Below are 21,359 nucleotides of genomic sequence, written 5' to 3'. Positions count from 1 at the left end.
TCGCACCTCTAATACTCTTCGGCATAAAGCATAGTTGAGTAATCAACTGAATCAATGACAAATATCTTGCCATCCTTGTTTTCACCATCAACCTTGATCAGGTGTTCCTTCTCATAATGTGGAACCTCCTGCCTGTGTATTACCTTGAGCCAGTCCCTTCCGAAAGACTCCAGCACGAAAACCTGGAGGTAATCCTTCTCGATTTCCATCCTGTCGATAAGATTCCAGAGATAGAACTGAAGTCCCGGACATAGTCCTGACATCACTCCCCTGGTAGCATACCTTCCACCACTGAACAAAGATTTTTCACTCATGATATCCCTCCTGCATTTCTTTACTTCATTATGCGGAGGACAAATCATATTATTCAGTTACTACCGGGTGATAAAGTCGTAAATATCACCCCTGACCGGAGTGTGAAGAGAGTAGTAGAGCTTGACAGCTGAAACATTTGTTCCAGGCATCGTGAATTCCTCTGGGGTTCCGGTTGTCTTCATGGTTCCAAGGAAATAGAACTCCTTCGAACTACTATCATCTTTGTTCTTTCTTACAAAGAGTAGTAATGTAATCCCTTCACTATCGGAATTATACGCGCGAACCACTTCTTTTGATGTTACTGACCTTTTGTTTTTTGATATTGCCTTAAGTATCTCTGATGAAAGGAAGATGTCCTCGTATTTTGTTGTAGCACTTATATCCTCATGCTTGTCATAATTTATGAACACTGGATATGTCCTGGTTTTTTCATCGAACCGGTAACCACCGATATTCTGTGCTAAGATGTTCTTCTCCCAGTCAAGGCACCTGCAGACATCCTCATATGTATACTTTTCATAGAGTTTTAAGTTAGTCTGCCTGTATCTGTCCGAGTACCTTTCCTGGTATCGTGACAATCCTACATCTAGCAGCTCATCGAACTGCAATCTGAAGTCAGGATTATCGAGACATTCCACAAATCCAACAGCACCTTTGGAATCAGACATGAACACAACATCCTTGTAGCTGCCCTTCGCTGAGCCTGTGGCGAAATTCTGAGTCATCTGGTTTTCCAGGTTAAGCCTGGTGTTTTCATTTATGACTATTCCGTATTCCTTTAAAAGTAGTACCTCAAGGTTATCTATGGGATGCTCCGCATTTCCCGCAATAAGCCTGAGCAATTCAAGCTCATGTGGTCTCTTCCCGGAAGCATATTTCATTGAAACATACTCGATGTACCTTTCCTCCAGAACGGAAAGCTTAACCTTATATTCATCTTCGTACTTCTTCAGGAAATTATGGTAGGATCCGGTTTTCTGAAATATCCTTTCAATGGCTATGGAGCCGAATTCAGCAAACTCACTCAATCTTGGAATCCTGCCAAGCCTCATCTTCAGCATCATGTAGGATTCCTTGATTAGCTTGATGTCGTTGACATTTGCCCTGTCGATTGATGAATATATCCTGTCCCTTGTTATCCTGTCGAAGTTGATCGTGGAGCACCCCGGTATTACCCTTGTGCCTTCAGCAACGAACCTCCTCATTGTATCCTTGTTATAGCTTTGGTCTCCCGATAAGGCTACAGGTATCAGGAAATTCTTGTCATAATTACCAATAAAGTCAAGGACTACGACATACTCCTTGTCATCAAAGTGCCTGAGTCCCCTTCCCAGCTGCTGCACGAAGATTATTGCTGATTGGGTCGGTCTGAGCATTATCACCTGATTCACAGATGGAACGTCGATACCTTCATTGAATATGTCAACGGTGAATATGTAGTCGAGTCCTCCATCACGTTCCTTTTGCTCGAGGCGGTTCACCGCTTCAATCCTTTCATCCTGGCTGCTTGCTCCTGAAAGCGCTACTGTACTGTATCCCAGGAGATTGAATTTACCAGAAAGCACTTCAGCCTCTTCCCTACGGCTGCAGAATACGAGACCTCTGACCCTGTGTCCGCTATAACCATAAAATTCAGCCTTTTCAGCAATGTTCCTGACCCTTTCATCTGAAGTCAGCTTTGAAAAACTGGTTGTGTCATCGATAAGGATACCGTCCACCTTGATTTCCGATACTCCGAAATAATGGAAAGGACATACCATGTTTTCCTTCATTGCCTGCTGCAACCTTATCTCGAAAGCAACATTATGGTCGAACATCTGAAACACATCAAATCCATCAGTCCTTTCAGGAGTAGCGGACATTCCAAGAAGGAACTCCGGCCTGAAGTGATCGATTACCTTCTTATAAGTCGCAGCCCCTGCCCTGTGGACTTCGTCTACTACAATGTAGTCGAATTCATCTGGTTTGAAGCCATAAAGTATCTCATCCTTCGAAAGAGTCTGGACTGTTGAAAACAAGAAATCAGAAGCAACACTTTTCGAACCCCCACTCAGGACAGACATCGACCGCTCGGTTCCGAATACACGCCTGAAGCTTTCCATAGCTGCCTTAGCTATTTGCTCTCTGTGTACTATGAATAGGAACCGTCTCGGATTGAATTTTCTGACATCAAAAGCTGAAAGGTATGTCTTTCCGGTTCCAGTTGCAGATATGACTAAAGCCTTGCTTAGGTCTGAATTCCTTGATTCATCCAATGCAGCAAGTGCTGCACTCTGCATTTTATTTGGCATTATCCTTTGAAAATGGATAATCCCTTGTGCTGAGGTTTTATCAAGAATCTTCCTGGCTTTATTGTGATAATCGTAAATTGATTGGTACTGCTCAAGGTAAGCTTCATCGACCTTTATGGACTTTTTCGCGAGCTGCTCAAACTCATGGAGCGTTTCAAGAAGAAGAGCTCCTTCGTTGGTGGAGGTTACCTTCAGGTTCCATTCCTTATTTACTGAGAGTGCGCTCTGAGTAAGATTGCTGCTACCGACGATTATCGAATATTCATTGCCTTTCCTGAAGATGTAGCCCTTCGTATGCATCTTACCCTGTTCCTCGGTAATTATGCGTAGGTCAATATTACCAAAACCCATTAGCGTCCGAAGAGCAGCAGGGTCTGAAAAATTCTGGTACTGAGAGGCGATGATTCGGCCCTTTACGCCTTTTTCATCGAGCTCCTTCAGAGTCTCAATGAGTGATGTTACCCCGCTCTTTGTGACAAATGCCACTGAAAAAAGGTACTCGTCGCAATCAGACAATTCAGTTATTATACTGGTGAGTACCTTCTCTCCTTTTTCATTGTCGTTGATAAGAAGCCTCGGTCTGTAATTTGCCAATGAAGGTATCTTTTCATCTATAAATCCCTTGAGCAATCCATCTCTAAGGCTAAACGCGCTCTCCATCCAAAACCTCACTATCCTCAAGTGCTTCAACTATAGGCACATCCGCCGGAGCCCAGTCAAGCTGCATCAGTTCCTTTTTTCCGAGCCACCTGAAATCAGAATGCTCCATCATTGTAAATCTACAGTCATCCACCTTGCATATAAAGCTGTGCATCGTTATTGAGAAATCAGGATAATCATAGTGCACAGTCATGAAGTAGTCATCCTCTGAAATCTGCACATCAATATCCATCTCTTCCTTAAGCTCACGTATCAGGGCTTCACTGTTTCTTTCTCCAGCTTCGACCTTCCCGCCTGGAAACTCAAATTTCCTTGAAACATATTCGTACTTGCTTTCACCACGCTGCATGCAAAGAACTCTTCCATTACAGACTATGATTCCGGCTACAACCTCAAATGATTTCATAACAACACCCCACAAGAAAAACCTTATGCTGCAATTATAGCATATACAGGTGCTAACCGATCATATATCTACAGCAGTGATTTCCTTGATTCAAGCAAAAACCCTGCTTTTATGCAGCAGGGTCACTTAGTTATTTAGCTTGTCAGATTTTATTCGAGAGACAGCCACAATACTCTACTTTGGTCAATCCTTTGGCAATATTCGAGCTTAAGCACCTCAGAGCCTTACCGGTTCGCCTCTTAATGAAGATTCATAAAGAGCCTCAACCATTTTCTGCACATATGCACCTTGTTTCGCAGTCACAAGCAGCTCCGCTTCTCCTCTGCATGCCTTAACGAAGTTCAAGAGGCTTTTAAAATGAAGGTCATCGTCTTTGGCAAATGGATATTCAGTATTGGTCAACATGCTTCTTTCCTCACCGAAGGTTTCAGGAGGGAAGATACTTGCCCCCAGTCTGTCTCCATAAATCTCCAGATTCTTCCTGTCCTTTTCCTTCATATTCAGTGCAAATGAATTTGATATGCTAAGACTCGATCCATCTTTGAACCTTATGAATCCGAAAAGTGAATCCTCTACGTTGAACTTATCAGGATCCCAGTCACCCATCAGACCAACACCCTTTCTCTTTCCGATCAGGTCATGGGAGGTAGCTGATACATGGTCAATTTCAGGGTAATCCATCAGGTAGACTGCAATATCAAGCATATGAACTCCGATGTCTATGAGAGGTCCACCTCCCTGGATATCACTGTTTGTGAAATTGCCCCAGCCTGGTATTCCACGTCTTCTGAGCCATTCTGCTTTCACAAAATATATCTGACCGAATTCGCCATTAAGCGCCTTTTCCTTCATTATCCTTACATTTTCTCCATGTCTAAGATGAAAGCCATAGCTAAGTAGCCTTTTGCACTCCTCTGACTTCTTCATCATTAGCTCAGCTTCCTTGTAAGAAATACCAGGAGGCTTTTCACATAGAACATGGCAACCGGCATCAAGTGAATCGAAGACTGCTGCATAGTGAAATTTGTTAGGGACGCATACATTGACTATGTCAGGCTTAACCATCTTAAGCATTTCCTTGTGGTCTGAAAACCAGTCAGGGATTCCATTCTCTGCCGCTGCTGACATCGCAGCTTCAATGTTCCTGTCACAAATGCCAACTATTTCAACTTCGTCTCCCATTGAGAGGTAATTGGGTATATGTGACTTCCTTGCTATCTGACCGGCACCGATTATTGCAGCCCTTAGTTTTGCCATTTCGTGCATATCCCCCATTCCATCAGATGAATCTTCTCATATATTCAACCGATTCCCTGTAAGCCCTTTCCGGATCCTCGCCTCTCACCCTGCATTCGTACACAACCGCTCCATCATATCCGATATCCTTCAAAGTCCCCAAGAGAATATCGAAATCCATTGAACCTGTTCCAGGCTGATATCTATGGTTCTCGGCAATGTGGACATGTCCGATGTATTTGCTGTATTTTTCAAGGGATTTTCTCATATCATCCTCTTCGATAGCCATATGGTAAAAGTCGGCTGTTATCTTTACTGCTTCAAATCCTCCTGCTTCTATCACATCGCTTGCATCCTTCAATGTGTTCAGCATGTGGTCCTGATATCTGTTAAGTGGTTCAAGGCAGATTGTTATCCCGCACTCCTTTGCAACCGGATCAAGCTCCTTAAGAGAATCAAGTATCGTCTTACGATCACCTTCCTGGCTTCTTGGGGATACCATCGGCGGAAGCCTGTAGGTGAACATCCCCCAGGCAGCGGGGACAACAACGCACTTACCCCCTACTTCCGCAAGAGCCCTTATGATCCCCTTAAGGTCTTCAATGGCATTTAGTCTTCTCTCTTCGATGAAGTCCCCGATCCATCCTCTGTATCCACCGCATGCTGATACGATTGGAAGTCCTGAAGCCATTATTGCTTCCTTCACCTCAATGGTATTTTCTGAGAGCACCTTGCCGTCGATCTCGAAACAGTCAAAGCCCATCCTTTTGATATGAATGAACTTTTCAGTCAGTCCTTTCGGGAAGAAATCCTTGTCCTGTGTACCAAGCCTCATATCTTGTCCCTCCTGAAAGCTATTCCGATCTTTATACTCAGGTCCGGCTCAAGGTCCACATACTTTTTGAAGCCTTCAGCACAATCCTCGAATTCCACAATCGGATCGATTATGTCTTCACAATCAAGATATCCGTTCATCAGCAGTTCCCAGCATACGTCCTCTATCCTTTTTCTGGACCATCTTGGGTACTCAGGATTAGGTTCGCTGCCTGCCCTGGAAAATATGATCTTTCCATAGTTGAAGTGGGCTTCCTGTCCGAGCCATAGCCCTGCCGGGAATGGCTTTGCGAATGCGACATATGCAATAGTACCGCCATAAGCTAATCCTCTCAGCGAACTTTGCAGTGCATGCACACTTCCGCTGGTTTCAATTATCGAATCAGCCCCTGCCTTTCCCGTGAGTCTCTTTATCTCAAGTCCGGCATCGCATGCTGTAGGGTCCATTACAAAATGAGCTCCGTGCTTTAGCGCGATTTCACGTCTTTTTAGAATTGGGTCGATGGCTATCACATTTGCTGCACCTGCCTTCGCTGCAAGCTGGACTGCAATCTGACCTATTGCTCCAAGGCCAATGACAGCTACATTGTCGCCAGCCCTTACATTTGCATCCCTTATGCCTCCCAGGGCGAACTGCGCAGGGTCATAGCATACTGCGTTCCTTTCGGAGTCATCAGCCTTCATCTTCCTGAGCTTATAGTTGTCCACAGCGTTTACTATCTGAGTTTCCCTTATGGATCCGTAGGAGCATACCCTGTCCCCGACCCTGTAGTCAGTGACATTTTCGCCTGCTTCTACGATCATACCGACAAACATGTTTCCAAGAGGCAGATCCCCGTATTCCAGTCCCCTTGGCTCATCCTGATCCCTGGTCTTGAAGATTTGCCACTCTGGATCATATTTCCCATCTATGAATGGGGTAGTGCCCCTGAAATCCGCTATTTCAGTGCCATGCTTCGGTGATGCGAACTCAACCCTTACCTTCACTTCATTAGGCTTTATCGGCCTGTCGTCATATTCTGCCAGCTCTGCATTACCTGGCGCTGTACATATCAGTTTCCTCATGATCCCGCTCCTTATACCCTACATATGTTCAACAATCTGAAATCCTGATGTCAGAAGTTGTGGCACTGTCTATGACATATCTCTCAATAATTTCCTCATAGCTATTTGACCGAATGATCACATCTGATGCGTCTCTTACCTCAACAGCAATGCTGCTGTTTCTGAACAAGTTGCCTTCAATCACTACATTCCTGTTGTGTGGGTCATTGAAGCCCTGGGATTTTATAGCTATGCATGCTCCTCCGAATCTTCCATATCTTGGCTTGAAGCCGCAATTATCGAATCTGCATCCCTTTATGACAATATTTATTGCGTGTCCGCCCTCGCTATGAGTATCCAGTTCCGCACCCATAAGGATCCCTGCATTCAACATATTTTCATAGCTGCACCCTTCAATAAGTACATCCTTGCATCTCAGGAGCTGACCTGCACCTGCAATGTTTTTAAAAACAGTGTTCCTGCAGATATATGCTTCCGGTTCCCAGCACAACGGCGTCATAAGTGTTCCCTTTGATACGAATGCTTCAAACTCATCTTCAAACGACACCTCATACATGGTGATGTAGTTGGATGCCCCAGGAACCACCGCTCCAGCTGTTTCCGAGTCTCTTCTCACATGAACCACAGGATTCCTTCCGATGATCCGCCAACTTTCAATCCTGTTCTGAACGATTCGAGTACCATCATGGAATTCCATTTCAGAACCAGCTTCAAGCGGTATAGGAGCATATTTGCATGAACACAGCATGCTTCTGGAGTATAGGATCGTCTCAACGACCATGAAGTTGCTGTGGACATTCTGCCCGTCCATCCGTACTCCTTCAAAGTGGCATTCATCAAGTATGATCTTCCCGCTGCACCTGTATATCTTCCATCCATCCCTGGAGCCAGTGAAAAGCTGACCTTTTCTTGGTTTCAGGACAAGCCTGTTAGCCCTTATGTTCCTGCAATGTTCAGTAAGAATTGCAAAACTATTCGAATTGAATATCCTCACATTATCCATCCTGATATTTTCACAGTCTCCGAAAAACAGCTGAAAGTCGGTTTTGCCTGTCTGATGCCAGGATACTCCATCACCCACCCTAAGGATTGCAGCAAGATTGTCATCTTCGAGTGTCAGTATCCTTTCCCCGGTTTTCCTGAATCTCCTGTCAAATCCGAATCCAAATGTAAGACTGGCTCCCTGCAGGCTTCTGTCCGAAAGATCGAACCTGTTCATGCAGTATGCTCCCATCCCATCATTACAAGGCAGGCCTTCAAAGACCTCAACTGTCACGACTGATCCATGAACTGACACAATCCTTCCTGAGCTTGCGGTTTCAGGATTCCGTATAAACGCGAGGTTTCGGATAGTGATATTTCTTGACCCGGTTACCCAGAGTATCGAGGGAAGCAGTGTATCCGGGATAAGGCTATTTGAGCCTGCCAGTATGGTTCCCGGACTCCCATCCTCAAGACATGAGCCCTTGAGCGCGATCCCATCCATACCTTCCAGGAGCAGGTGAACATCCTTCACATGGATATCTCCGCATCCGTCATCATGGGCAATGGAATATGTTTCAATGGTCCGCCATTCATCAAGCTGATAGGTTCCTTCGCCAAACCTTATCTCATCTGCCTGAATGCTCCTGGCGTGGTCAATTGCAGCCTGTATTCCGAATGCTGCATGCATCCTGTCCTTTACGAAATCATCTGCATAAACTATCTTCTTCTGCATTTTTACACCAGCTTCACATTAGAATATTGATTTCCTCAACTCGGCATCAAGGATGCGGTGAATCAGCTCATATCCGTTTCTGTTCGGATGCACACCGTCCTCGAGATAGTAATCTGAATTGTACAAATGGATCCCCGACAGCCTTCGCATGTCTATGAGCGGAAATCCATGAATGAGGCTTGCTCTCTGTATCGTTTCAGTGTAATCAAGCAGGGTGCTTCCGTTCTTGTTTAATGTCCTGAAGGCATCACCTGCTGTTTCTATTCCGTCAGGCTTCTCCATACGGAATATTGGAGTCACCCATATTATTATAGCTTTCGGAAAGTTCATTCGAAGCCTGTCAATGACAAAGCTGATTGCCCCGTTGAAGGTATCGGGCTTTTTGTCATCCATGGTTCCCAGAGGAACACTCCAATACCAGTCATTGCTCCCATGCCAAATGAGGATGATATCAGCCTCTTCAGGCAGCCTTCCTTCCTCCAGCAAATCGGCCATGCATCCTGCTGAACCCTTAGAAAGTGAGCTTGAACCCACAGCAAAGTTATAAATCTCAGAAAGGCAAAGGGATCCCTTCAGCTTTTCCTCATAGCCCCCTTCACCATGAGTACCGGTAGACAGGCTGTCGCCGTATATCGCAAGCTTCAATCCTCTAAGATCCATCCTTCCATTCCTCCATAAGGGTCTGCAGCCCCAAAAGTACCGAGCTGTCAGGGTCGTCTGCCACAAGAAACCTAAGGTTTCCCCATGGTGTCCACGCTCTTCCCTGTACCCCTCTGATTATCGCGGGAAGTATATGGTCCTTGCCCTTCATCACCCCACCGCTTAGCACTATTGCTTCAGGGTCGTAGGCATGCACAAGGTTCGTTATTCCAGCGGAGTATGCATCAATGACCATTTCAAAGGCTATTCTGCTGAAGCTATCCCCATAAATCATGCAATCAATTATTTCCTTCATTCCAATATGATCCAGTTTTGAAAGCTTGCTCCCTGAGTATCCTTCGATCCTTGAAACTGACCTTCCGAGTTCCCTGGAGCCTGCAATTGTTTCAAGGCATCCTCTTCCGCCGCATGTGCACTCTTCCCCATTGATATCAGCAACAAAATGACCTCCAAGTATTCCTGCCTGAAAGTGCTTTCCTCTGATCGGTCTGCCGTTCATTATTGCAGCTGTCCCTATTCCCGTGCCAAGGATCATCATGACCACATTGTCTTCCCCCTTGGCGCATCCTCTTGAAGCTTCACCGATAAGCGCTGCATTAGCATCATTGTCCATTACAAGGGGACAGCCGAATTCATCAAGGCACCACTTCTGAAAGTCGAAACCCACAGCATCTGCATACTTGGCATTTGCTGAAGTTATTGTCCTTTTCTCAATGTCCACGATTCCTGGCACAGCAATGCCCATAAGCTCGATCTTGCCTGTATATTCTGTCCTTATGAGCCCTGCAGCCCTATCCAGGTTCTTTCGTATCCCTGCCCCGGCTTCCGTATCGATCGGTACAAGCTTCGAAAGGACTCCGTCATTGACTAAACCAACCTTTATAATTGTACCTCCAAGGTCCACAACAGCTCTCATATCCTGACCCTCGCCTTTATGGTTGTGATTTCCTTCCCTTCAGAGGCACCATGAGGTCTTATGATATATTCACCTGCGGCTTCAGGTATTACGAATGTCTCCGCATAATGGACAATGAGTGGCTCAAAGCTTCCATCAGGTGACTCTACAATAGCCTCTTCTCCCTCAACAAGGTTTAGAACATTCACACTGCCCTCAGTATTATGGGCGACAGGCCTGTTGAACCAGTCCCTGACTGTTTCAATGAACTGAAGTTCATGGAGTCCTGTCCTTTCACTTCTCCACCCTTCCTCCTCACAAAGCACAGTTACCCTGTTTATGAGATTCTTTTCAACCCATTCTGTATCCCTCTCGATCTTCACGACCTCTTTGCCGTGGCTGATGTTTATAGGTCTTGGCTTGCCATCGGTTCCCAGTCTTCCCCAGTCCCACAGCTTAAAGGTAAATATGAATGGAGTCGATGAAATTTCAAGGACCATAGTATCCCTGCCGGAACAGTGGACCGTTCCCGGGGGTATCAGAAGATGGTCATGCTTCCTGACCTTAATTGTGTTAGCAAACCTTTCGGCCAGGAAATTCGCACCTTCACCCTGTGCCTTCTCCAGTTCCCTGAAGAATTCCTCCTTCCTGGTCCCTGTATTCAACCCAAGGTAGACCAGTGGTTCCCTGTCCTCATATGCATCCAGGATGTAGTAAGACTCCTCCTGGGTATAGTGCATTCCGAATTTCTCCTGAATATACTCCACTGTAGGGTGTACCTGCAGGCTAAGATTCTGGCCGTCCATTGTGTCAAGAAAGTCAAACCTTATCGGAAACTCAGCCCCGAACCTTGCCACGACCCTTTCACCCAAAAGCCTTACGGGCTCATAGAGTACCAGGTCCATAGCAGGAAGCTCAATTGTAGTCCCTCCGAAATCCAGGAGGATCGAATTCTCCTCCGGCACACAGTCAAAGCACCATGCATAGTTTATCTCACCTTCATCAAGTCCGCACACCTTCTTCATCCATTGCCCGCCCCACACACCGGGGTCAAAGAAAGGAACCAGCCTGAACGGTCCTGATGCGAGCTTTGACAGCCCGTACCTGAATGCATCTCCGGTGATCATAACCGGGCTGCCTTTCTTATTCGTATCAAGCACGAAATCAAAATCTTCAAAATGTCTTTTCTTATGCCTGTCAGCTACCCTCCATTCGAAGAAGTAACCCCACTTGTACTTCTGAAGTATGTCATCAAACCAGATCGAGCTCTTCCAGCTTCCTATCTCATTTCTCCTTAACCGACCCTGTATCTCCCATCTGGCAAGGTCCGCGTATACATATATATCTGGCTTCACGAGTATGTTTGCTGCAGCTCCGTAAACAATGACAAGTCCCTTTGTGGTATCTGCCAATATAGCAGCAGACCTGAGCTTTTCCTCATCAATCAGGTCCTCGTATGTTTCCAGGCACATCTGTCCGAACACCCTGTCGTCTGTTATCCTTCCCACTATCCTTGAAGTTATCGATTCCTCGCTCTGGAAGATTTCCTCGTCAGAGAAAATGGATAGGCTTGGATCCAGCCTTTTTGTCAGTTCCTGTTCCAGCTCCTCATATATCATACCTGGATAGCAGTCGATAGCAACTACCACCCTTTCCCTGGTCTCAAGCAGGGACCTTGAACGTTCCCTCAGGACCTCAGCTATCTCTTCATATCCCTTATAGGCTGCTTCGCCTTTATAATCCACGGTTGTTCTGGGATACCTGTCATAACTGCTCATTTTCTTCACCAATGGTAACTTCAAGTCTGCCATCCACAAGGTATCGCTGCTTAATTCCTTTGAATATTACTTCAAGTTCAAAGGGCTGCGATGTCTTGACCTCAATATTAAGCTTGTTATCATCCATTTGTGCCATAAAGTCAGCTGTTATTCCAAAGAACCAGTAATTCTTACAGCCTGCAAAACCGTCCTTTAACATATCACTACTGATATCCCATATGAGCAGATCTCTCTCGATATCGGTCCTAAGCCCAATTCCGTACCTTAACAGGAACAATATTGGTCCCATTCCTGACCAGCCCACAAAATCCTTCTTGTCTGAGTTGCCGCTGGTTATGGAATCAGCAGGATAGTTCTCCCAAATTGTTCCGGTATTCGAGAAGACCCTGGATACCGCATCAAGGTGATTTATTCCGATTTCCCTTGCAAGGTCAAAGTATCCGTTCTTTTCAAGTCCAAGCACCACCATTGTATTTGTAGGAGCCCATACTGAGCCTTTCCAATAGCCTCCTTCAGGGTCATATCCTTCCTCATTTGCAGCAAGTACGGGAACACGATGCGGCCGGTTGAAGGTATCCCTGTCATTCAGCCATTCTGCAAGGAGTCTCGCCTGCCTTTGGTCGGCCACTCCTGATACCAGAGACCAATATGCCGCGATCGTCTTCATGCCTGTCTGCCTGCCATCAAATGTCAGGTCATAATAGAACCCATCCTCATCATTCCACATAAGGCTGTTTATGCGGCCCGAAAGTCCCCTGATGTCTTCTTTAAGCTCAGATCTCCTTGGTTCATCAGAATCCTTTAGCCCGTTCTTTTCAAGTACATCCATGATATCCAGGAGGTTCCTGGCAAACAGGACCATTTCACAGCTTGTGTCTATTGCAAGTCCAAGGTATTTGTTCCTTGGAGAATTATCCATGCTGGCCCAGTCAGTGACATAAAGTCCGTTTGCATGCATAAGATGATACTTCAAAGCAGAATAATACCTGTACAGGGGTTCAAGAACAAGCTCAAGCCTTGATGCATTCTTAGTATGACAGTAGCTCTCCCACTCGGCCCAAGCCAGAATGGGATGGTTGAGGTTATCCAAAGTCAGGTATGGGTTCTTCTCTATTTCCCTTCCCATATCCGGTTTGTACATCTCCTCATAGGGTACGGGTGCCTGCCCCTTCAGCCTTCTGTGGCCGTAATGGTTATGGAAATATGAGTAGAGCGGCTTGTCATAGCCGTTAACCCAGACCAGAAAATCCTTTCCAGTATCTCTGACCATTTCCCTGGGAATTTCGCCATCATCGAACTGCCTTGTATAGAAATTGTCCAGCGAACGAATTCCCGGGACATAAGGGTGCAGAAGGTTGCAGAACATTGTCATGAAGGCAGTATCCCATAGGAATATATTCTCATTGAAGGCCGCATCCACAAAATTGCTGACATACCCGCTTTCTTTTGTCGGTACGTGTTGATTTGTGAAAAGAACCTTTAAAGCATACCAATAGCAGGCAGTCCATTCCTCCCTGCCCGGAAGGATTGGTTCGGGTAAATATGCCTTCACTTCATCAAATGAATTCAGGTCAGTGTCAGAGTATGACTTTTTGTCGAAATACATGCCCCTTTGCAATTTGTCCAAAAAAGTAAAATCTCTTTCCATCATTCCTCCGTACGAACCTGCATCGCCGGTTCACTGAGCCTTATCCATCTGTACTGGTATGGCAAAAGCCTTATGCTTCTATTAATCTCGGATCCTTCTATCAGGTCTGTACCTGAATAATCAGTCTCTAAAACCAGCTCATCCCTTGAAACATTCACGAGTACTAGAATACTTTCCTTATCTCCCCTGATCAGGGCAAAAACCCTGTAATCCAGGAAGAGAGTCCTCTGCGTACGGTTCGGATCGAAGGCTGGCTGTACTTTCCTTATTGCAATCAGTTTCTTGTAGCTGTCCAGTACGATCCTTCTTAGTGAAGTCTTGTCGTCAAGCTCTCTTTTAAGCAAATCGAAATCCAGCTTGGCCCTGTTGATCCTCCTCTTGATTCCAGACTCCTCGAAGTCCCTGTAGGAGTTCCTGGAGCCAAGGATGCTGTGGTAATAGATTGCCGGCATTCCGACGAATGACAGAAGTATGCACTGGGATCCCATGAATTTTCGAGCCATGGTCTCCAAATCGCTCTCATCACCTGCTATGGCATCAAGGTAATTGATGTTAAGTTCATAGGCCGTCTGAGAACCATCAGGAAGAGTCCTCCATCCTATCTGTCCTCCCCTTTTCTGAACCTCGTCAATTATGGATTGAACCTCTTCCTTCTCAAGTATCCCTTCTACAGGCCTTACACCAATTCCATCATGGGATGCAAGAAAGTTGAAGAATGTGGTGTCTTCAGTCGTTGGTTCCAGAGAATCAGCCCAGCTCGACAGCTTCGATGCATTTCCTGTGAGATATGCATGCAGTGTCAATGGCGGAAGCGGGAACTGGTAGACCAGTCCTGCCTCGTCGTGTCCGTTTCCAAAGTAGCTGATGTTGTCCTTGTGGGGTACGTTCGTTTCAGTGATTATGGACACTCCCTTGAAGCATTCCTCTATGACCTCCCTCATTAGCTTGACCAGCTCATGGGTCTGTGGAAGGTGCATGCATGTAGTACCGGCTTCCTTCCATGCGAAGCCAATGGCATCAAATCGTATGAACCTTGCTCCCTTAGAAGCATATAAAAGAAGTATCCCCAGGATCTCGATGAGGACCTCCGGATCCTTAAAGTTGAAGTCCGCCTGGTCTTCGCTGAATGTGGTCCAGACATATTTTGTACCTACTGGTGATTCGAATCTTGTCAGAAGAGGATGTGTCCTTGGCCTTGTCACCATGCTGTAGTCTTCATCCGGATCTCCAGTCAGGAAAAAATCCCTGTACTTCTCTGTACCCTTAATGAATTCCTTGAAATATTCGCAGGAAACGGAGGCATGGTTTATGACTGCATCAAACATAAGACTATATTTTTCATCAAGCGCCCTTATGTCATCCCAGCCTCCCAGCTGAGGATCAACTGCTTTGAAATCCGAAACTGAAAAACCATCATCAGAGGTATAAGGAAACATAGGCAGTATATGTACATTATTCACATATCCTTCAAGCACCACGTCCATGAATTCCAGCAAAGTCTTAAGGGGAGCTTCACCTTCTCTTCTAAATGCATCCCCGTAGGTTATAAGTACCACATCCTCTTTACCTACCCAGGGATAGCTTCTTGCTTCAGAGGTTTTAAAGCTTTCAACAAGATTCTGGATTCTTGGATAGATTTCTTCAACTTTTCCGGGATAGAGGAATTTAAGTCTTTGTTTCACACTCATCTTTACCCTCCAATATTTTAGGCAAATTTCTTGTCATTCGCTTCCGCTAAGGTTTTCTGATCCTCTTTGTAGTCTCCCTGTCGAAGAACATCACCTTGTCTGGTTCAACATTCAGCGCTACTGTGGTATTCGGTTTTATGTACATATGAGAGGTCGTATGTATCTTAACCTCGGTCTCACCGATCCTCGTGATCAGTATGGAATGGGATCCCTGAGGCTCCACGAAGCTTATGACCGTATCACTCAAATGCCACTTTGTCCTTTCAAGCTCTGGAGAAAGACCTATGAATTCAGGCCTTATACCCATGTCCACTGATTTTCCCTCATAAGGTCTCAATGCTTCAGAAAGCTCATCCGGCACTCTGAATTCAAACTCCGGATTCACAGCCTTAAGACTGCCGTCAATTTCCCTGATAGTGACATCAAAGAAGTTCGTTGGTGGAGTTCCTATGAATTCGGCCACGAACTTTGTGGCGCTGTCCATATAAACCTCCATGGGGGTTCCGATCTGCTCGATTTTGCCCTTAAATATTACAACTATCCTGTCAGCCATGCTCATCGCTTCAGACTGGTCATGCGTTACGAATATGCTGGTTGAGTGCTGCTTCTCGTGTATGTTCTTAAGCTCAGTCCTCATGGATACCCTTAGCTTGGCATCAAGATTGGAAAGTGGCTCATCCATAAGGAATATCTTTGGCTCCACAACTATCGCCCTTGATACTGCAACCCTCTGTCTCTGGCCTCCCGACATCTGGGCAGGATATCTGTCAAGCATACCCACAATATCGGTTGCCTGCGCTACACTCTTAACCCGCCTTTCGATTTCTTCCTTGCCTACCTTCTGCAGCTTCAGAGGATATGCGATATTGTCAAATACAGTCATGTGCGGCCATATGGCGTAGCTTTGGAATATCATGGATACTCCCCTGTCCTTTGGCTGCTTTCCTACGATATTTTCTCCTTCGATCATTATTTCCCCGGAAGTCACATCCTCAAGACCGGCTATCATCCTTATTATTGTCGTCTTTCCACAGCCCGATGGTCCGAGGAATACTATGAACTCACCCCTGTCCACTGAAAGATTGACATTGTCTATTACAAGAGGTCCGCTTTTTGTGTACCTCTTCTGCAGGTTCCTTATTTCCAGATAACTCATATCTCTGCTCCTCCTATAGCTCTACGCCGCCCCACATCTGACCGATGTAGCGTCTTATTATGAACGTGAATACCAATGCAGGCAGGATCAGCACGATGCTTCCTGCGGCAGCATATTGTATACCGCTCGAGGTTGTTCCTATCGCCTTGTACACTACAAGAGCAAGTGTCTGGTTTTTGTCCGTGAGTATCAGGGCTGAAATCGTGTCATTCCACGCAGTCAGGAAAGAATACATGGAGCTTGCTGCCAGTGCCGGGAACGCTAATGGAAGAGTAATCTTCATGAACGTCTGGATTCCGTTTGCACCGAATACCATGGAAGCCTCTTCAAGCTCCCTGTTTATGCCTATGAAGATGCTGCTTGTTATCCAGGCAGTCAGTGCGATATTTGGCACTGAGTAAAGCAATGCAAGGCCGATAAGCGTATCGAACAATCCGAAGCGTATAAGAAGCAGTGCCATGGGAATGCTTATTCCAACCATGGGAAACATCCTTACGATAAGCAGCGACACGTTGATCTCCTTCTTGAACCTGAAGTTGTACCTGGCAATGCCGTAACCTGCCAGACTTCCAATCGTAAGGGAGATTGCAATAGTATATAGGGCTACCAAAATACTGTTCTTAAGAGCCGAGCTGGCATTCGGTACGATCTTGAAGAACTGGTTGAAGTTGTTGAATATGTCCTTTCTATACGTGAATTCCATGGGACCCTTCTCCAGAGTCTGTGAGAAGTCCTCAAGGAGCTTTTCACCCTCAATGGTCACTCCATATTGCCTAGCGAAATGATTCTCAAGCTTTACAGCATTCTTGCTGGTGATTATCGAAGTGTAGCCTTCTCCGCTGTCAAAGAAAAGTTCATATTCACCGAGATCATTTGGTACGATCTTTACAGTAACGCCGAAGTCTGGAAGCAGCTTCTTTGGAAACTGGGACATTTCAACTGCATTTGAAAATGCTACAGTAGTAAAGAAGATAAGCGGAATCACTATGGTCATTACCGCTGCAGCAAGTATTATGCTCATCACTGTTTTCTGTACTATGTTCAACCTGTCCATCACCTGCCACCTCCGCTTGTATTTCCCTTTGATACCTTCAGGAATATGATCGTGGCAATAAGAACTACGATAGTGGTCGTAAACGACAGGGTGAATGCAATTTTACTGCTCGTATTTATTCCCGGAACCACATCGACAAAGAAAGCTATCCTCTCAACCAGGAATGGAACCTTGCTGTATCCAAGGACCATGACCGCTATTGCCCAGACCTGAATTGCAGCTATCAGCCTCATGATCACCGAAGTTATTATCGATGGCTTGAGTATTGGAATCACTATATCCATCAGGATTCTCCACTTGTTTGCCCCAAACAGATATGCAGCTTCCCTGAGCTCCTTCTGAACTCCCTGAAGACCTGCGATAAGTATGATCATGACTGACGGAGTTACTGTCCAGGTATCGATCAGGATAATAAGAAGAAGCATTGACAGGCCTTCCAGGTTCATGAATACGAAGGGTTTGTCGATTATGTTGAGCCCGACCAGCATGGTGTTGAGCCATCCGTCCCTTACCAGTCCTGTCTTCCAGATTATGGCGACAGCTGTAGGCGTTATGGCCATGGGAATCATTGTCACGAACATAAGGAGCTTTGACCCCTTGAATTTTCTTGAGAGCAGAACTGCAAGCGTCAACGCAAGAAAATACTGAATGACCACTGATATGGCAGCAAAAAGGGCCGTATTCATTACAGCCTGGTCGAACAGGTCAGATTCCAGCATAAGCTTGAAATTGCCAAAAAGTGTGAATTTCCCGTCAAGGCCAGTAAATACCTCATTCATTCCAGATGCTACCGGCAGAAGCCAGAATACAGCATAATAGATAAAAACGGGAAGAAGAAGCAGATATGGCATGTTGTCCTTGCTTACAAGCCTTTTCCCCTGAACCTGCCCCGAGACTTTGTCCTGTTTGTTGTCAAGCCTGTTTCCCACTTGCATTCCTCCATTCTTGATGAGTGAAGGAGGACGAATGTCCCCCTTCTCTCAAGGCCATTGATCTTCAGTTATTGTCAGGGTTTCTTCAATGCATCAAGCTTGGTCTGCATCTCTTTGAGATAGTCGTCGCCAGGTACAACCTTGTTCTTCAGTATGCTGTTGTAGATATCTCCAAAGAGAAGCTTCACAGCATTCCAATCTGTGTACTTTGTAGCAGGAACTCCAGTTACAGTAGTTGTCTTCAGCATTTCGATTCCAGCCCTCATTACAACATCGCTTGATTCAAGAATGTCGCCTACCTCTTCAATTGGGCTGAGCGATCCTCCATAATTTGAGCAGAAGTCATAGTTGACCTGAGGATCTGCAACATATGCAATGAATTTCTCAGCGAGGTCCATATGAGGAGCGCCCTTCTGGATTCCATAGCACCATGCTCCGGACGTCGAACCCGCACCTTTGCTTCCCTTTGGTGCTGCGCCTATTACGAAATTGTTAGGTGCTGCCGAGTAGCTGACTCCGACAGGTCCCATATGAGCGAATGTCAGCCATACATCTCCGCTGTTAAGTGGTTCGGTAGGCGCCGTGTACTGGTTCTGCTCCGCATAGAATCCATTTGCAGCAGCGATCTTTGCGATAACTCCAAGAGCCGACTTGAAGCCCTGTGATGTGAATTCAGGGAAAGCTCCGCCGTATGCAAGGCTCATTCCGCCCATCGGATAAAGCAGCTGAGACCCGGTAAGGTTCGCAGGCATCATGGTCTTTCCTTCGCCCTCGCCTTTAGCTATAGCTACAGCCCAGTCAGCATACTGCTCCCAGGTAATTCCCTTCACGACATCTTCCTTGGTAAGTCCTGATGGCAGATAAGCAAGTGCCTTGACGTTGGCAACAGTGATATAGACATCATAGCTCATCGGAGCGAAATACCTTTTTCCGCCGGAGTTTGTGGAACCGTCAAACATCTTCGTATAGGTTGACCCTGTCTTATCAACGATCGATGTAATGTCCTCCATCCATCCGCCATTGACATAAGGAGCCATATTGGCAGTATCTGCGTAGATAATGTCAGACACGATGTTCTTGGTTGTCTGCTCTGACTCGATCTTCTTTATGGCATCCGCCTGAGCTACGAAATCAACCTCAACCTTTACGTTGTACTTGGCCTCGAATCCTTTGAAGAAAGTGTTCATCAGGTATTCCTTCTCATGTACCTGAGGTGTTCCGCTGTAAGTTACCTTAAGAAGTGTCGATGCAGGCTTCGTTGGAGCCACGGTAGCAGATGGAGTAGTCGCTGTAGGCGTTGCAGGCTCCTTTGCTCCGCATCCTGAAGCGATGACAAGCATACTGGCCGCGAGAAACGCTGAGATGATTTTTTTGTTCATTTTTTCCGCTCCTTTTATTTTTTATAATCAATGTCCGATCAGAAGGCTATCCCCCTGAAAATACCTGGATTTTATCCAGGTGACCATCCGCATCGGCCATTCATCAACAGATTGATATGGACATAACTCTGTGAACGTTTACTTCAAGCACCCGCTGGGTCAATAGTCAGCGGATAATTATTATTAAATAGACAACGTTGTCATTTTATGGAAAGCAATCACGTGGATTGCTTCCTGCTACAAATATTCAGGTTGAATCGCGCTCGATTATCGCTCCCGGAATAAGTATCTTTCTCTTGACGTCCTCCGTCATACCTCCCCGAAGCAGGATAACCACCCTGCATATGCATTCCCTGGCAAGAGTGTCAAAATCCTGATCGATGGTAGACATTGGCGGAAACATGTACTTGCCCTGCGGTATGTTATCTATCCCTAGAACTGCCACATCCTTTGGAATTCTCAAAGATTTCTCATATATTGCCCTGTATACTCCGATAGCCCTCTCATCACCTGAAACAAAGAAAGCATCTACTCTTCGTCTGTCAAGTATGGCTAATGTCTCCCGATATGCCTTCTCGATCGTATCGATTCCCGGAATCTCTTCGTGATTGACTCCAGTACCTTCAATCGCATCAAGAAAACCCTTTATCCTCCGCTGATTGGAAAGAAACCTGGTTTCACCAAGCATGAACACAATGTCCCTGAAACCCTTGCCGGCTAGATACGTTCCGCCCTTGAATCCGACATCGTAGTTGTCCAGGCTGACTGAATAAATATCTTCGCCTTCGGGCTCTCCGAATACAACATATGGTATACCATGCTCCTCGAGATATTCGACTCTCTTGTCATTCTTCACGTTTTCAAGAAGAATGGCTCCATCAGCTACTCCGCTTGAAAGCAGATAAAATCCGTCGGTCTCATCCTCAAGGTATTCCTCACTGTTTGATGGTGAAATGACGATCTTCAGATTGTTCTTCTTTGCATACTGGATGAGGTATTTGATCATTATGTTGTGCCACAGGCTGAAGTGCTCTTCCTGATGCCTGTCGATGAACACGATGATTATATTGGTCCTGCTGCCCTTAAGTCCCCTTGCGAACAGATTTACCTGGTAGCCCTCTTCCTTCATCGCTGCAAGGACCTTGTCCCTGGTAGCCGGCTTCACGTCAGGACTCTGATTTAAAACCCTTGATACGGTCTTTATCGAAACTCCGCACTTTTCTGCAATATCCGTTATCGTTACTCTACTTATCATTATCTTTTGCTCCTCAAATGTCCTACGTTGTCATTATATGCATAAGTACAACCTGAGTCAATTACACGAAATTTGCATATCTTCAGAATATTTGATGCTTTATCAATTATTCCATGAAAACCATATCCTGTTTTTCCAATCCTTTGAGTTTTAATCTTTGATATCTTTGAATCAATATAAATTCGATATATTCAGTGCTCATTTTCCACCATTTCTTTTACTATGGCTTACCATAACTCTCTTTGCGTTTATTCCACAGGAACCTATAATTGTATTTATCGGATTGTAATCACATGGAGCATTCCTGTAATGAAAAAACCTGAACTTTGAAAAAGGAGACCCATAGCAATACAATGAAAGTGTGCTGATCCAGGACAAGAAAGGCACAAA

At 45.6% G+C, this 21,359-nt stretch carries 18 protein-coding genes; all 18 read right to left on the bottom strand.

The features are described from left to right. Window positions 1-8 precede the first annotated feature (8 nt). Window positions 9-314, bottom strand: a complete 306-nt coding sequence (locus J2Z34_RS09145; RefSeq protein WP_245250594.1) for a DUF960 family protein — start codon at window positions 312-314, stop codon at window positions 9-11. A gap of 60 nt (window positions 315-374) precedes the next feature. Beyond that, window positions 375-3,266 carry a DEAD/DEAH box helicase gene (locus tag J2Z34_RS09140; RefSeq protein WP_209459560.1) on the bottom strand — a complete coding sequence of 964 codons (2,892 nt, stop codon included), beginning with the start codon at window positions 3,264-3,266 and terminating at the stop codon, window positions 375-377. Beyond that, complete coding sequence (locus J2Z34_RS09135) at window positions 3,250-3,672, bottom strand: (deoxy)nucleoside triphosphate pyrophosphohydrolase (RefSeq protein ID WP_209459559.1); 423 nt, start codon at window positions 3,670-3,672, stop codon at window positions 3,250-3,252. The genes J2Z34_RS09140 and J2Z34_RS09135 overlap by 17 nt, the downstream gene beginning before the upstream one ends. Window positions 3,673-3,888: 216 nt before the next feature. After that, window positions 3,889-4,929 carry a Gfo/Idh/MocA family protein gene (locus tag J2Z34_RS09130; RefSeq protein ID WP_209459558.1) on the bottom strand — a complete coding sequence of 347 codons (1,041 nt, stop codon included), beginning with the start codon at window positions 4,927-4,929 and terminating at the stop codon, window positions 3,889-3,891. A gap of 22 nt (window positions 4,930-4,951) precedes the next feature. After that, a complete protein-coding gene (locus J2Z34_RS09125; RefSeq protein WP_209459557.1) occupies window positions 4,952-5,743 on the bottom strand; it encodes a sugar phosphate isomerase/epimerase family protein in 792 nt (263 codons plus the stop codon). Next, on the bottom strand, window positions 5,740-6,807 hold the full coding sequence (locus J2Z34_RS09120) for a zinc-dependent alcohol dehydrogenase (protein WP_209459556.1): 1,068 nt from the start codon (window positions 6,805-6,807) through the stop codon (window positions 5,740-5,742). Before J2Z34_RS09120 ends, J2Z34_RS09125 begins: the two co-directional genes overlap by 4 nt. A 28-nt stretch (window positions 6,808-6,835) precedes the next feature. Beyond that, window positions 6,836-8,524 (bottom strand): right-handed parallel beta-helix repeat-containing protein, encoded by a 1,689-nt coding sequence (locus tag J2Z34_RS09115; protein WP_209459555.1) that lies wholly within the window; start codon window positions 8,522-8,524, stop codon window positions 6,836-6,838. An 18-nt stretch (window positions 8,525-8,542) separates the two neighbouring features. Next, window positions 8,543-9,184: an SGNH/GDSL hydrolase family protein gene (locus tag J2Z34_RS09110; protein ID WP_245250593.1), complete on the bottom strand. Its 642-nt coding sequence runs from the start codon at window positions 9,182-9,184 to the stop codon at window positions 8,543-8,545. Beyond that, window positions 9,174-10,100 (bottom strand): ROK family protein, encoded by a 927-nt coding sequence (locus J2Z34_RS09105; RefSeq protein ID WP_209459554.1) that lies wholly within the window; start codon window positions 10,098-10,100, stop codon window positions 9,174-9,176. Before J2Z34_RS09105 ends, J2Z34_RS09110 begins: the two co-directional genes overlap by 11 nt. Next, a complete protein-coding gene (locus J2Z34_RS09100; RefSeq protein ID WP_209459553.1) occupies window positions 10,097-11,857 on the bottom strand; it encodes a class I mannose-6-phosphate isomerase in 1,761 nt (586 codons plus the stop codon). Before J2Z34_RS09100 ends, J2Z34_RS09105 begins: the two co-directional genes overlap by 4 nt. Continuing rightward, window positions 11,844-13,484, bottom strand: a complete 1,641-nt coding sequence (locus J2Z34_RS09095; RefSeq protein ID WP_245250592.1) for an MGH1-like glycoside hydrolase domain-containing protein — start codon at window positions 13,482-13,484, stop codon at window positions 11,844-11,846. Before J2Z34_RS09095 ends, J2Z34_RS09100 begins: the two co-directional genes overlap by 14 nt. 20 nt (window positions 13,485-13,504) lie before the next feature. Then, window positions 13,505-15,193, bottom strand: coding sequence for a sugar phosphorylase (locus J2Z34_RS09090; protein ID WP_209459551.1), 1,689 nt, complete (start codon window positions 15,191-15,193; stop codon window positions 13,505-13,507). Window positions 15,194-15,239: 46 nt separating this feature from the next. Beyond that, window positions 15,240-16,349, bottom strand: a complete 1,110-nt coding sequence (locus tag J2Z34_RS09085) for an ABC transporter ATP-binding protein (protein ID WP_209459550.1) — start codon at window positions 16,347-16,349, stop codon at window positions 15,240-15,242. A 13-nt stretch (window positions 16,350-16,362) separates the two neighbouring features. Then, entirely contained in the window at window positions 16,363-17,403 is a 1,041-nt protein-coding gene (locus J2Z34_RS09080; protein ID WP_245250591.1) for a carbohydrate ABC transporter permease, read from the bottom strand. Then, window positions 17,403-18,332, bottom strand: a complete 930-nt coding sequence (locus J2Z34_RS09075; RefSeq protein ID WP_342453141.1) for a carbohydrate ABC transporter permease — start codon at window positions 18,330-18,332, stop codon at window positions 17,403-17,405. The genes J2Z34_RS09080 and J2Z34_RS09075 overlap by 1 nt, the downstream gene beginning before the upstream one ends. Window positions 18,333-18,409: 77 nt before the next feature. Continuing rightward, window positions 18,410-19,714 (bottom strand): ABC transporter substrate-binding protein, encoded by a 1,305-nt coding sequence (locus J2Z34_RS09070; protein ID WP_245250590.1) that lies wholly within the window; start codon window positions 19,712-19,714, stop codon window positions 18,410-18,412. A 247-nt stretch (window positions 19,715-19,961) separates the two neighbouring features. Further along, entirely contained in the window at window positions 19,962-20,969 is a 1,008-nt protein-coding gene (locus J2Z34_RS09065) for a LacI family DNA-binding transcriptional regulator (protein WP_245250589.1), read from the bottom strand. 198 nt (window positions 20,970-21,167) lie between these two features. Beyond that, window positions 21,168-21,359: hypothetical protein (locus tag J2Z34_RS09060; protein WP_209459547.1), on the bottom strand; the 192-nt coding region annotated here is incomplete at its 5' end.

The organism is Youngiibacter multivorans, from assembly GCF_017873395.1.
Classification (GTDB): Bacteria; Bacillota; Clostridia; order Clostridiales; family Clostridiaceae; genus Youngiibacter; species Youngiibacter multivorans.
Note: the sequence above shows the minus strand (reverse complement) of the source record. Positions and strands in the feature narration are given on the sequence as shown.

Excerpts from the sequence above, each read along its gene's own strand:
- J2Z34_RS09120 (WP_209459556.1), bottom strand. The coding sequence starts at position 6,807 with ATGAGGAAACTGATATGTACAGCGCCAGGTAATGCAGAGCTGGCAGAA.
- J2Z34_RS09125 (WP_209459557.1), bottom strand. The coding sequence starts at position 5,743 with ATGAGGCTTGGTACACAGGACAAGGATTTCTTCCCGAAAGGACTGACT.
- J2Z34_RS09100 (WP_209459553.1), bottom strand. The coding sequence starts at position 11,857 with ATGAGCAGTTATGACAGGTATCCCAGAACAACCGTGGATTATAAAGGC.
- J2Z34_RS09140 (WP_209459560.1), bottom strand. The coding sequence starts at position 3,266 with ATGGAGAGCGCGTTTAGCCTTAGAGATGGATTGCTCAAGGGATTTATA.
- J2Z34_RS09115 (WP_209459555.1), bottom strand. The coding sequence starts at position 8,524 with ATGCAGAAGAAGATAGTTTATGCAGATGATTTCGTAAAGGACAGGATG.
- J2Z34_RS09080 (WP_245250591.1), bottom strand. The coding sequence starts at position 17,403 with ATGGACAGGTTGAACATAGTACAGAAAACAGTGATGAGCATAATACTT.
- J2Z34_RS09065 (WP_245250589.1), bottom strand. The coding sequence starts at position 20,969 with ATGATAAGTAGAGTAACGATAACGGATATTGCAGAAAAGTGCGGAGTT.
- J2Z34_RS09130 (WP_209459558.1), bottom strand. The coding sequence starts at position 4,929 with ATGGCAAAACTAAGGGCTGCAATAATCGGTGCCGGTCAGATAGCAAGG.
- J2Z34_RS09070 (WP_245250590.1), bottom strand. The coding sequence starts at position 19,714 with ATGAACAAAAAAATCATCTCAGCGTTTCTCGCGGCCAGTATGCTTGTC.
- J2Z34_RS09105 (WP_209459554.1), bottom strand. The coding sequence starts at position 10,100 with ATGAGAGCTGTTGTGGACCTTGGAGGTACAATTATAAAGGTTGGTTTA.
- J2Z34_RS09135 (WP_209459559.1), bottom strand. The coding sequence starts at position 3,672 with ATGAAATCATTTGAGGTTGTAGCCGGAATCATAGTCTGTAATGGAAGA.
- J2Z34_RS09145 (WP_245250594.1), bottom strand. The coding sequence starts at position 314 with ATGAGTGAAAAATCTTTGTTCAGTGGTGGAAGGTATGCTACCAGGGGA.
- J2Z34_RS09085 (WP_209459550.1), bottom strand. The coding sequence starts at position 16,349 with ATGAGTTATCTGGAAATAAGGAACCTGCAGAAGAGGTACACAAAAAGC.
- J2Z34_RS09110 (WP_245250593.1), bottom strand. The coding sequence starts at position 9,184 with ATGGATCTTAGAGGATTGAAGCTTGCGATATACGGCGACAGCCTGTCT.
- J2Z34_RS09090 (WP_209459551.1), bottom strand. The coding sequence starts at position 15,193 with ATGAGTGTGAAACAAAGACTTAAATTCCTCTATCCCGGAAAAGTTGAA.